Annotated in this window: 11 protein-coding genes and 2 tRNA genes; 9 read left to right on the top strand and 4 right to left on the bottom strand. The window is 43.5% G+C overall.

What is annotated here, in order from left to right:
• Positions 1-7 precede the first annotated feature (7 nt).
• From tilS to B5G33_RS16425, 5 genes are all read left to right on the top strand, one after another.
• Positions 8-1,369, top strand: coding sequence for a tRNA lysidine(34) synthetase TilS (gene tilS, locus B5G33_RS16445; protein WP_087274372.1), 1,362 nt, complete (start codon positions 8-10; stop codon positions 1,367-1,369).
• Positions 1,362-1,883, top strand: coding sequence for a hypoxanthine phosphoribosyltransferase (gene hpt / locus B5G33_RS16440; RefSeq protein ID WP_087274369.1), 522 nt, complete (start codon positions 1,362-1,364; stop codon positions 1,881-1,883). Before tilS ends, hpt begins: the two co-directional genes overlap by 8 nt.
• A 46-nt stretch (positions 1,884-1,929) precedes the next feature.
• On the top strand, positions 1,930-3,738 hold the full coding sequence (gene ftsH, locus B5G33_RS16435; RefSeq protein WP_191385661.1) for an ATP-dependent zinc metalloprotease FtsH: 1,809 nt from the start codon (positions 1,930-1,932) through the stop codon (positions 3,736-3,738).
• Between the two features lie 377 nt (positions 3,739-4,115).
• Positions 4,116-6,233 carry a glycoside hydrolase family 13 protein gene (locus B5G33_RS16430; RefSeq protein WP_087418415.1) on the top strand — a complete coding sequence of 706 codons (2,118 nt, stop codon included), beginning with the start codon at positions 4,116-4,118 and terminating at the stop codon, positions 6,231-6,233.
• Between the two features lie 178 nt (positions 6,234-6,411).
• Positions 6,412-6,493, top strand: a tRNA-Tyr gene (locus tag B5G33_RS16425).
• Positions 6,494-6,560: 67 nt separating this feature from the next.
• On the opposite strand, the gene B5G33_RS16420 is transcribed toward B5G33_RS16425, so the two are convergent.
• Positions 6,561-7,121, bottom strand: coding sequence for a TetR/AcrR family transcriptional regulator (locus B5G33_RS16420; protein WP_087274363.1), 561 nt, complete (start codon positions 7,119-7,121; stop codon positions 6,561-6,563).
• Between the two features lie 129 nt (positions 7,122-7,250).
• Between B5G33_RS16420 and B5G33_RS16415 the strand changes: the two genes are divergently transcribed.
• The gene (locus B5G33_RS16415) at positions 7,251-8,147 is read left to right on the top strand and encodes a DegV family protein (RefSeq protein ID WP_087418414.1); all 897 of its coding nucleotides are present in this window, start codon (positions 7,251-7,253) and stop codon (positions 8,145-8,147) included.
• 110 nt (positions 8,148-8,257) lie between these two features.
• Here the strand turns inward: B5G33_RS16415 and B5G33_RS16410 are convergent, their stop codons facing one another.
• Positions 8,258-9,949 carry an ABC-ATPase domain-containing protein gene (locus B5G33_RS16410; RefSeq protein ID WP_087418413.1) on the bottom strand — a complete coding sequence of 564 codons (1,692 nt, stop codon included), beginning with the start codon at positions 9,947-9,949 and terminating at the stop codon, positions 8,258-8,260.
• Positions 9,950-10,021: 72 nt separating this feature from the next.
• Positions 10,022-10,095: transfer RNA gene (locus tag B5G33_RS16405), tRNA-Arg, on the bottom strand.
• 217 nt (positions 10,096-10,312) lie between these two features.
• Here B5G33_RS16405 and B5G33_RS16400 point away from each other — a divergent pair.
• From B5G33_RS16400 to B5G33_RS16395, 3 genes are read left to right on the top strand one after another with little or no spacing between them, the layout of a single operon-like run.
• Positions 10,313-10,786, top strand: coding sequence for a hypothetical protein (locus B5G33_RS16400; RefSeq protein ID WP_242974740.1), 474 nt, complete (start codon positions 10,313-10,315; stop codon positions 10,784-10,786).
• On the top strand, positions 10,710-10,988 hold the full coding sequence (locus B5G33_RS22040; RefSeq protein ID WP_242974739.1) for a DUF975 family protein: 279 nt from the start codon (positions 10,710-10,712) through the stop codon (positions 10,986-10,988). The genes B5G33_RS16400 and B5G33_RS22040 overlap by 77 nt, the downstream gene beginning before the upstream one ends.
• 24 nt (positions 10,989-11,012) lie before the next feature.
• Positions 11,013-11,624, top strand: coding sequence for a hypothetical protein (locus B5G33_RS16395; protein ID WP_087274353.1), 612 nt, complete (start codon positions 11,013-11,015; stop codon positions 11,622-11,624).
• A gap of 93 nt (positions 11,625-11,717) precedes the next feature.
• Here the strand turns inward: B5G33_RS16395 and B5G33_RS16390 are convergent, their stop codons facing one another.
• Positions 11,718-12,113: a metal-dependent transcriptional regulator gene (locus B5G33_RS16390; RefSeq protein ID WP_087418412.1), complete on the bottom strand. Its 396-nt coding sequence runs from the start codon at positions 12,111-12,113 to the stop codon at positions 11,718-11,720.
• Positions 12,114-12,310 lie beyond the last annotated feature (197 nt).

Genomic DNA, 12,310 nt, shown 5'->3' with positions numbered 1-12,310 from the left:
CAAAAAGATGAAGATAGAAGAGAAGGTATTTTCTTATATAGAAGAACAACATATGATAGAAACGGGCAGCCATGTGCTCCTTGGAATTTCCGGCGGGGCAGATTCGGTATGCCTGTTGTTTTTGTTAAAAGAATATCAGAAAAGATGTGAGTTTTTCCTTCACGGAATCCATGTGAACCATGGGATACGGGGAGAAGAAGCCTGGCGGGACCAGGAATTTACCAGACAGCTGTGTGAGAAAGAGAGTATTCCTCTCAGGATATACAGCTATCCGGTGCCAAAAATCGCAGCAGAAGAGAAACTTTCCCTGGAAGAAGCAGGACGGGAGGCAAGACACAGGGCCTTCGAAGAAGAACGCAGGAGACTGGGGCTTGGGCCGGAGGAGTCTGGGATTGCTCTGGCTCATCACCAAAATGATAACGCAGAGACAGTCCTTCATAATCTGATACGGGGAACCGGGGCTGGGGGCCTTGGAGGAATCCAACCTGTACAGCAGGGAACAATGGGGACTTTTATCCGGCCTCTTTTGTGTATTTCCAGAAGAGAAATACAAGAATATTTGGAGAGCCGAGGGATTTCCTGGATGGAGGACAGCACGAACCAGGACCTTTCTTACACCAGGAACAGGCTCCGGCAGGCAGTTATCCCGGAAATGGAGAAGATCAATCCCCGGGCAGTGGAGCATATAGGCGCTGCGGCAGGATATATGAGGAAGATAGAGGGATATCTTCAGAGACAGGCAGACAGCCTTTTCGAGAGATATGTAGAAGAAAAAGGCGGGAAATTCTATGTCAGAAAAGAGCTTCTTTCTGAGGAGGAGATCATGGAAGAGTATGTTCTGCTGAAGGTTCTGTCTCTGGCGGCAGGGAGGCGAAAGGATATTTCCAGAATCCATGTGGAAACGTTGAAAAAACTCTTCAGGGGAGCTACGGGAGCTGCGGCATCCCTTCCCTATGGCCTTACTGCCCGGCAGACCTATGGAAGTCTTTCCATAGGAAAAGCTGGTGAAAAAGAAAAAGAACCGGCTCCTCTGGAATTCCGGATTTTTCCCTATGAAAAACAGCAAATTCCGGAAAAAACATATACGAAATGGTTTGATTATGATAAAATAAAAGACGGCCTTGAAGTAAGATTCCGCCTTCCGGGAGATTACCTTACAGTTAATGCTCAGGGAGGAAGGAAAAAGCTGAAAGACTATTTTATTGACTGTAAGATTCCACGGGAAGAACGGGAAAAGATAACTCTTCTGGCAGAAGGCTCCCATATTTTGTGGGCAGTAGGCTGCCGTATCAGCGAGTATTATAAGATTACAAGTCAGACAAAAGAAGTGTTAGAAGTACATGTAAAAGGAGTAAGGGAAGATGAGTGAAAGAATCCGTCAGCTGTTAAGCGAAGAAGAAGTAGATAGGCGGATCTGTGAGATCGGGGAGCAGATCAGCAGAGATTATGAAGGGAAATCCGTGCATATGATATGTGTGCTCAAAGGCGGTGTATTTTTTACCTGTGAACTGGCCAAAAGAGTGACAGTACCAGTAACTCTTGATTTTATGTCTGTGTCCAGCTATGGAGATGATACCAGCTCCAGCGGTGTTGTGCGTATTGTAAAAGATCTGGATGAAACTATAGAGGGAAAGGATGTACTGATCGTTGAGGATATTATTGACTCCGGACGCACTCTGAGTCATCTGATTGAAATCCTGAAACAGAGACATCCTGCCAGTATTCATCTGTGCACCCTTCTGGATAAACCGGAGAGAAGAGTGAAGGATGTAAAAGTAGACTATGTATGCTTTAACATCCCAGACGAGTTTGTAGTGGGATATGGATTGGACTATGCTCAGAAATACAGAAACCTGCCTTATATCGGTGTAGTAGAATTTTGAGAGGCAGTTACAGACTTGAATATGGAAAGAGAGGAGAAACAACAAGGTGAATAAGCAGGCAAGAAACTGGATACCGGCGGCACTGCTGCTGTTGTTGGTGGTGCTGGGCTTCTGGTTTATTTCCAGACAGATGACACGGGACTACAGCTACACAGAGCAGGCCTTTTGGCAGGATATTGAGGAAGAAGAAGTGTCTCAGGTATATATCAGCCCCAACAGAGAGATTCCTACAGGCCAGGTAACTGTCAGGATGAAGAACGGGGATGAGCATAACTTTTATTCTCTGGATGTGAAAGAGCTTCAGGATGAGCTGGAAGGAGAGAGCGGTATTGCCGTACAGGTGGCAGATGTTCCAAGTGATAATACCATTATGGCTACGGTACTCCCTCTGGTCCTTACAGTCATTCTGGTAATCGTTATCATGAATATGATGAACCGGCAGATGTCAGGTGGCAGCAATGCCAAGATGATGAATTTCGGCAAGAGCAGAGCGAAAATGTCTACAGATGCAGATAAAAAGGTAACCTTTAAAGATGTAGCCGGCCTTCAGGAGGAAAAAGAAGAGCTGGAAGAGATTGTAGATTTTTTAAAGGAGCCTCAGAAATATGTAAAAGTAGGGGCCAGAATTCCCAAGGGCGTTCTCCTTGTAGGACCTCCGGGAACAGGAAAGACACTGTTGGCAAAAGCCATTGCAGGGGAGGCAGGGGTGCCTTTCTTCTCCATTTCCGGTTCGGATTTTGTGGAAATGTTCGTAGGAGTAGGAGCCTCCCGTGTCAGAGATTTGTTTGAAGAAGCCAAAAAGAATGCACCCTGTATTGTATTTATCGATGAGATTGATGCTGTTGCCAGACGGAGAGGGACTGGCATGGGCGGAGGTCATGATGAGAGGGAACAGACATTGAACCAGCTTCTGGTAGAAATGGACGGTTTCGGAGTAAATGAAGGCATTATTGTTATGGCAGCCACTAACCGGGTAGATATTCTGGATCCGGCTATTCTCCGTCCGGGACGTTTTGACCGAAAGGTAGGTGTAGGCCGTCCTGACATTAAAGGAAGAGAAGAAATCCTCCGCGTCCATGCGGCGAAAAAACCTCTGGGAGAAGATGTAGACTTAAAAGAGATTGCCAGAACTACTGCCGGCTATACTGGCGCAGATCTGGAGAACCTTATGAATGAAGCTGCCATTATTACCGCTAAGGACGGCAGATTCTTTATTAATCAGGGAGATATCCGCCAGGCCTTTATAAAGACAGGGCTGGGTGCGGAAAAGAAGAGCCGGGTAATCTCTGAAAAGGAAAAGAAGATTACAGCTTACCATGAGGCGGGCCATGCCATTCTTTTCCATCTCCTTCCTGAGATGGGACCGGTCCATACAATTTCCATTATTCCTACGGGAATGGGAGCAGCAGGTTATACTATGCCTTTGCCAGAACAGGATGAAATGTTTAACAGCAAGAAGAAAATGCTGGAGAATATTGTGGTGGATCTTGGAGGCCGTGTAGCGGAAGAATTGATTTTCCACGATATTACAACAGGTGCTTCTCAGGATATTAAGCAGGCTACCCAGATGGCCAGAGCTATGGTAACTCAGTACGGAATGTCCGAAAAAGTGGGAATGATCCAGTACGGTGGTGACGAGGACGAGGTATTTATCGGAAGAGACTTTGGACACACGAAGAACTATGCAGATCAGACAGCCGCTCTTATTGACAGTGAAGTAAAACGGATTATTGACGAGGCCTATGAAAAAGCCAAAGAGATTCTTTCTCAGAATGAGGAGGTTCTCCATAGGTGTGCAGATCTGCTGATTGAGAAAGAAAAAATCGGCAGGGAAGAGTTTGAAGCCTTGTTTTAATGGGGTTTTATGCAGAATTTCTCAGAATGGATAAAAGTGGAAGGACCAGTTATGTTAAAAATGGTCAAAAAAAACTACGAAAAAAAGTCAAGATTGTGCACACTTTTTTTTCGGGTCATGCTATTATAATTACTGTAAAAACCCCCCAATACATTATATAGTTTTTGCTACACCCCATAAGAAGAAATACCTTCTCCAAAACAGCCAGTCGATAGACTGGCTGTTTTACTTTGACAAAAAATGTACGAAAAATCCGTGGAAAAAGTAGTTGTATATATGGACTCGGTGGGATAGAATAGTAACATATAATAATATGAAGTAATTCAGCAAAGCAGGAAACACTTATAGGTTTTGCTAAAAGATGGAGAGGATGCAGTATGAATTACGAAAATCTTACGGATGCAAGGAAGATTCAGGAATATGTGACCAATATGAGGCCTACTTTTAATAAACGTGCGGTGTTCAGCGATGAAACGGAAAATTACAGGACCCCGGCAGAACCGGAAGCCGGAGACACAGTGAATATCCGTATCCGCACAAAGAAAAACAATGTGGACTTTGTTTTTCTGGTATATGATGATGTTAGACAGCCTATGAAATGGCTTAACTCAAAAGACGGATTTGACTATTATGGGACGGATGTAAAACTTGGAAATGAGACTATCCGTTACTATTTTGAGATTATTTCCGGAAAAATTCATTGCTATTATAACCAGATTGGAGTGACCAGAGAGATTGACGACCACTACTGTTTTGGTATTGTTCCGGGATTTAAGACTCCTGACTGGGCAAAGGGAGCAGTGATGTATCAGATCTTTGTAGACAGATTCCGCAACGGGGACCCGTCTAATGATGTGGTGTCAGGTGAGTATGCATATATTGATGAACATGTAAAAAAGGTAGAGGACTGGAACCGTCCTCCTCAAGCTATGGATGTCCGGGATTTTTACGGAGGAGATCTCCAGGGAGTTCTGGATAAACTGGACTATCTGAAAGAATTGGGTGTGGATGTGATCTATTTTAATCCTTTGTTTGTATCTCCTTCCAATCATAAGTATGACAGCCAGGATTATGATTATATAGACCCTCATTATGGAAAAATCGTGAAAGATGGGGGAGAGGTCCTGACCGATGGGGATATGGAAAATGCCCATGCTACCAAATATATAGAACGAGTTACAGACAAAGTAAATCTAGAAGCCAGCAATGCTTTTTTTGTCTGTATTGTGGAAGAAATCCATAAGAGGGGCATGAAAGTAATCCTGGATGGAGTATTTAATCATTGCGGCTCATTTAATAAATGGCTGGACAGAGAGCAGATTTACGAGAATCAGATAGGATATGAGAAGGGGGCTTATATATCTCAGGACAGTCCTTACCGTACTTTTTTCCGCTTTCACAATGAGTATAGCTGGCCCTATAACCAGTTCTACGACGGTTGGTGGGGACATGACACTCTGCCAAAACTGAATTATGAAGAGTCTCCCAGACTCTATGATTATATTATGAGTATTGCCAGAAAATGGGTTTCTCCCCCCTATAATGTGGACGGGTGGCGTCTTGACGTTGCGGCAGACCTGGGACACAGCAATGAGTACAATCATCAGTTTTGGAGAGAATTTCGTCGGAATGTGAAGGAGGCTAACCCTGACGCTCTGATCCTTGCAGAGCATTATGGAGAAGCCAGGTCCTGGCTGGAAGGAGACCAGTGGGACACTGTGATGAACTATGATGCTTTTATGGAGCCGGTAACCTGGTTCCTGACAGGAATGGAGAAACACAGTGATGAATTTAACGAGGGCATGCTGGGAAATAGTGACTGTTTTATCGGCTCTATGAAATATCATATGGCCAGTTTCTATGCGCCTTCGCTGATGACTGCCATGAATGAGCTGTCTAATCATGATCACTCCCGTTTCCTTACAAGAACCAATCATAAAGTGGGACGGGTAGAAAATCTGGGAAGTGAAGCTGCCCAGCAGGATATAAACAAGGCCGTCTTCCGGGAGGCTGTGGTAATCCAGATGACATGGCCGGGAGCGCCTACCATCTATTATGGAGACGAAGCAGGACTCTGCGGTTTTACCGACCCGGATAATCGGAGAACCTATCCCTGGGGAAGAGAAGACCAGGAACTGATCGCTTTTCATAAAGATATCATACGGATACACAAGGAGAATCGTGAATTGCTGAGAGGATCTGTAAAATTTCTGGCAAATGATTATCAGCAGATCAGTTACGGCAGATTTACAGACAGGGAGAAAACTGTGGTGACCATTAATAACAGCGATGAGACGAAGATGGTGGAGCTGTCTGTGTGGGAACTGGGGATTCCAAGATCCAGAACCTGTAAATTCAAACAGCTGATGGTGACTGGAGATTTTGGATACAGTCTTGTAAAGAAAATTCATGAGTGCAGGGCCGGAGTTATCCATCTGGAGGTTCCTTCCCATGGAGCAATCATTGTGAAATGTGTGCTGGATCAGGAAGAATAGAAAGATAGCAGGGTATTTAAATGAGCTGTGGCATTAGTTAAAAGTGAGAATACTTATACATGTTATTACTGATATATGACGAATGCCACAGTTCCTTTTGCAGTCTTTGAAAGAAATGAAAAAAAACACTTGCAATTCGGTCAGGGTATGCTATAATTTGTGAGAACTGAAAATTTAGGGGCGATTTCCCGAGTGGCCAAAGGGGACAGACTGTAAATCTGCTGGCAAAGCCTTCGGTGGTTCGAATCCACCATCGCCCATTACACTACAGTGTGCTTCAAGCCGTTGCAAGGAAGGCTTGAAGCATTTTTGATTTTGCTAAGAGGATTACCTCCTTTGTCTGTCATTGAAACGGTTATGCCGCACATGTTCATATATAATAGAGGCGATAACCTGGATGTCTTCTTTCATGTCGTCTTCGATCCAATGCATGAAAATGTTGTAAAGAGCTCCGGAATAGTAGTAGAGATCGTATTTTTCCAGAGCTGATTTTTCCAGAGATTCTGTTACATAAAGCATATATAGATCCAATCCCTGAAGGAGGATTTCCGAGCGGTTGGCCTTTTTCAGGCACAGCACGTAATCTTTGTATTTTTCAAGATATTTCAGACTTCGCAGGATATGGTCGTAAGTCTGGAAATCTGAACGAAAAGAAGGACCTTTTAACTCCTCTGCGTACTCTTTTAAAATCCGGTGCATATAATCAATCAGTATACTGTCTTTGCAGTTGTAGTTGCGGTAATAAGACATCCGGGAAACCCCGGCTTTCTGAGTTAGTTCAGAGATAGAAATCTGCTCATATTCTTTGGTGTGCATAAGTTGGAGAAGGGCATCCATTATACAGTTTTTTGTAAACTCTTTGGAAGGATTTTTCGATGAAGTATTCATGAACAAAATTCTCCTTTTTGTAACAGTTGAGATTTTAAATATTGTTTTTCAGAAAATAAAGTGTTACAATTGTAACATTTACTGTAGATGATAACAGATATTAAAAAGAAAGACAAGGACGGATGAAAAATGAAATTTGGTATTGTCAGCGACAGCTCCTGTGACCTGTCTCTTCAGTATACGGAGCAGGAGAAGGTCTCCATCGTATCTTTTTATGTATCCTTTGATGGGGAAAATTATCTGAGAGAAGGAAAGGATATAGCCATTACGGACTTTTATCAGGAAATGGCAGATAATCAGGACTGCTATCCCAAGACATCTATGCCTTCTGTACAGGATTATATGGATGCCTTTCTTCCCTTTGTAGAAACCAGTACGCCGGTACTGTGTATCTGCCTGACAAAGAAATTCAGCGGCTCTATGCAGTCTGCAATAAATGCCAGGGAGGAACTGTTGGAAGAGCATCCTGAGGCAGAAATCTATGTGATGGATTCTCAGCTGGTAACTGCGGCTCAGGGGCTTTTTGTGAAAGAAGCGGTCAGGCTCAGGAATAAGGGACTGGATCTGAAAACGGCAGTAAAAGCCCTGGAGAAGATCAGAAATACAGGACATATCTTTTTTACCACAAAGGATCTGAAATATCTGGAACATGGAGGAAGGATCGGAAAGGCGGCTTCTCTGGCCGGGAGTATGCTGAATATAAAACCTTTGCTCCAGTATTATGACGGGGAACTGGGTTCTACAGAGCTTTGCAGAGGCAGAAAGAAATCCTTGTTCAAGGTAGCAGATATGTTTGTCGAGTATCTGGAAAAGAAAAAAATAAATCTTGAGGAGTATCATCTGGTCACAGGCGTAGGTCTGGATGTTCCGGAGTACAAGACCTTTAAAGACTATCTGGGTCAGAAGCTGTCAGAAAGAGGCTACCCGTCAGAAAACTGGCCGCAGATGCAGATAGGCGCTACCATTGGAGTCCATACAGGGCCTTATCCTATTGGAGTAGGAATTTTGAAGAAAGCAGAAGCTTAGAAAGTCTCAGAATAAAGAGGGACCGCTGTGTTTATGCAGACACCGTATAGAGGAAAGTCTGCACAAATACAGCGGCCTTTTTACTCATGACAATAAAAAGTTTCCCGGCATTATCTTCGATAACGATTAAAACAAGAATAAATCTCCTGCTTCCGGGGCATTGCCAGACCACAGGGGATATAAGAGGAAGAGCAGATACCGGCCAGTCCTTTTTCATCCAGCGTCTTTTCCAGAAGGGAAATTACCTGAGAAAGACTTCGCTTATTATCTAAAAGGTGTTCCCTGGCATATTTCAGCAGCTGTCCCAGTGCGGCGGTCTGTTCTGAATCGGCAATCTGTTCGATATATCTTAAATCTATGGTTTCTTTACCCAGAGAGAAAGAATCTTTTCCATGAACTTTCAGCTTTAACTCTTTGTTTCCGTCTCCTTTCACCGGAGGCACTGTCATGACTCTATTAAAATTCGGCATGGCAAAAGCTGGAACATGGGAGAAAGATAGGGGATACTTTCTGCACAGATTTTTAACTTTTTCTGTAATGTCCAGAGTCCGGTAGCTGTCCATCTGGATTACCGTATCTGCAATATGGAAAAAAGCACCTGAACTTCCTGCTACTAGGATAGTGGAAATGCCAGCCTTTTCATATAGGTCCCTTGCTCTTTCCAGAAATGGAGTGATGGGTTCTTTATCTCTGCTTATCACTTCCTGCATAAAAGTATCCCGGACCATGAAATTGGTGGCAGAGGTATCTTCATCCAGAAGCAGGAGCTTAGTTCCAGCTTCCATTCCTTCTACAATTCCGGCGGCCTGAGAGGTGCTTCCGCTGGCATCCAGAGTTGAGAAGCAACGGGTATCCTTTTTATTAGGCAGATCATTGATAAATAGAGAAATATCCACATCTTTAATAAAACGTCCGTCTTCAGAACGGAGCTTCAGTGCAGAAGGCTCCGTGATCACGTATTCTCTCCCATCTCCTGCAATATGATTATAAACGCCTCTTTCTAAGGCATTCAGCAGTGTGGACTTTCCATGATACCCTCCTCCGGCAATAAGAGTGATGCCATTTGGGATTCCCATTCCACGGATTATACCTTTGTGGGGAAGCTTCATTTCTATCTGGAGTGTTTCCGGGGAAAGAAAGGGGATACTTCCTTTCAAGGGTTTCTGAGAAATACCGCTCTGTCTGGGGAGAATGGAGTGATCAGCCACAAAAGCAGCCAGATTTCTTTTGGGAAGTTCTTTGCGGATATATTCCTGATCTTCTGCGAGAAATACAGTCTCCTCTACGTTTTTTGAAGAAAGATTTTTATAGTACAGGCTTTTCTGCACACAGCGGGGAAGAAAGTCAAACAGGATTTTTTCAAGCTCTGGTGCGTTGATTGTCCTGCCATTTGCAGGGAAGCCGACAGTAAAGCGGACAATGATTTCCTTATCGGTAACCTGACAGGCCGTCCGTTCCAGAGTTTCCTGTCCACAGTGGGTAATAGAGATGAGACCGCTTTTGCCGGAACCTTTTGCCCGGAAACTGTAAGCGGAAATTTGCTCTTCAAATTTACGTGTGAGCAGGTCCTGAACAGCAATCCTGGCCGGAGAAGATGAAAAACAGAATTCCGGAAAAGCTGCTCTTTTTCTGGAAACATAAATACTTACGTGGGAAGGAGAGGCAAAAGGGTCTCCCTGTACATGGTCAATAGATAAAAGATAGTCAGGAAATTGATAGATGCCTTTTAAACTTTTATATGCAGGATAGCTTTTTCTGTTTATGGAGGAAAGCTGCTGCCGAAGCTGAGTTGATGTAAGCATATGGAACTCCTTTCATAAATGGTTTTCTGATAAAACAAAAACCCCTATGTCCTGAGACATAAGGGTTGATACCGTGCGTTAGAGGATTCGAACCCCCGGCCTTTTGATCCGTAGTCAAACGCTCTATCCAGCTGAGCTAAACGCACATATGAAATTCGTTGCTGTCCTTAGCAACAGTAATGATTATAAGGGATAAAATTTGAAATGTCAAGATAAAATTAAAAAAATATTTTGGAAAAATTTTATGATAATAACAGCTAAGAAGAAATGATGTTTTTCTATGTAATAAAAAATTCACTTTTATACCGGTAGAATACATGTTAGAATAAAACAGTAATATATGATTTGAGAGGAGGGGGTCGTATGTACTGGAACAGAGCGGGTCTGAAAGCAGACGGAAAAGAAAAATTTCGCAGGAACTACGGGAACTGTGTGCTGGTGAGCCTGATCGTTGGTCTGATAACCGGGACCGGAGGGTCTGTCAGCATAGAAAGATGGTTGGAGGATACTACATTTGCCTTATGGTTTCTTATCCCCGGGGCAGTGGTCATTTTAGTACAGATTCTGGTGTTTTCGGTACTGGAAATGGGAGCCTGCAGGTTTTATGTAGAGAACAGGGATTATCAGGCAGGGGTTTCCAAGATCCTTTTTGGGTTTCAGTCCGGCCATTATGGAAATGTAGTGCTTGTAATGTTTCTTAGAAATCTGTTCACATTTTTGTGGACGCTGCTTCTGATCATTCCGGGGATTGTAAAGAGCTATGAGTACAGGATGGTCCCCCTATATTCTGGCGGAACAGCCGGATATCAGCAGTACGGATGCCTTTGCTATCAGTAAAGAAATGATGATGGGACAGAAATTGGAAGCTTTCGGACTGGATCTTTCTTTTTTAGGCTGGTGGATCGGATCTGCCTTTACATGCGGCCTTCTGGGAATTTTTTGGGCATTGCCTTATCAGGCAGCCACAAATGCAGAACTTTATGGAGCTTTAAGAGATGACTGGATAAGGAATCACTCCAGCGGAGAAAGCTGGCAGTGAAGGGAAGAAAGGGGAGAATAGATAATGGGAGAAGAACTGGAATTCAGGACCGCAGTAGGCGGTTACAAAAAAGATGATGTACTGGAATATGTAGAAAACATGAATGACAAGCTGTCGCAGATGAGCCGTGCCCATGAAGAGGAAACAAAGAGATATCAGAGCCGCATTCAGGAACTGGAAGAGCTGCTCAGGCAGGAGGAAGAAAACAGCGCAGCTTTGGCAGAGGACCAGGATAAGCGCCTGGAAGGATTGGCCAGGGAAAACAGCCGTCTTCAGGATGCCCTGACTATGGCAGAAGAAAAGCAGAAATTTACCCAGCAGGAATATCTGAAAGCAGAACAGATGAAGAATGCCATTAAAGACAAACTGGCCAGAGAAATCCTTCGCCTTCGGGAAGAAAACAAGGTCCTCCGGGAAAAACTGGAGAAAGCAGAAGGAAATATAGGCAGCAGGGCAGACTATGAAGGCGTACGCAGTGCTGTGTCTGAAGTACAGTACAAGATTGCAGAATATGTGAATGTACTGAATAAAACTCAGCAGAAACTTGCAGCCACCTATCAGGAAATGAACGGCATAAAGAAAAAAATTGCTGATCAGCTGGAAAAAATCCAACAGGAAAAAGAAGTGGAGTCATAAAAAACCGTTCCGTAAAATTCAGATAATATCAGGATTTTACGGAACGGTTTTCTGTTGGCAGGCAGGCCAGATGTACAGTATATGAAGAAGCAGCTATGCTTCTTTGGCAGACTGTATTTTTTCTTCCATGAGATGAGTGTGCTTTTTAATAGCCTCAAAACTTTCAGAGCTTATAACGTGCTCCATTCTACAGGCATCTTCAGCAGCAGTTTTGGGATCTACGCCCAGCTGTTCAAGCCAGGAACTGAGAAGACGATGACGCTCATATATTTTATCAGCGATTGCCTTGCCGGAGGGAGTAAGGGTAATAAATCCCTCATGATCCATTTGAATATATCCGTTCAGACGGAGATTTTTCATGGCCACACTGACACTGGGCTTGGAAAAATTCAGTTCATTGGCAATATCAATAGAACGTACCTGGGGCTTGCGGTTCCCGATTACTAAGATGGTTTCCAGGTAGTTTTCCGCCGATTCATGTATCTTCATGATAATCGCTCCTTCCAAAAGTGTATTTATAATAGGATATCATATTTCCCTGGGAAGTTCAAACATAAGAAAAACTTTACAGTTTTGAAAGGTAAAAATATATCTGCCTGCTTTAGGATGGAGAGTTTTCTAAAAAAACGGGTTATCTACATTCTCCGGCTTTTCCATTGGTTTTATCCACTTCCATTGGAAAGACC

It is taken from the genome of Blautia sp. An81 (assembly GCF_002161285.1).
Taxonomy (GTDB): Bacteria; Bacillota; Clostridia; order Lachnospirales; family Lachnospiraceae; genus Blautia; species Blautia ornithocaccae.
Note: the sequence above shows the minus strand (reverse complement) of the source record. Positions and strands in the feature narration are given on the sequence as shown.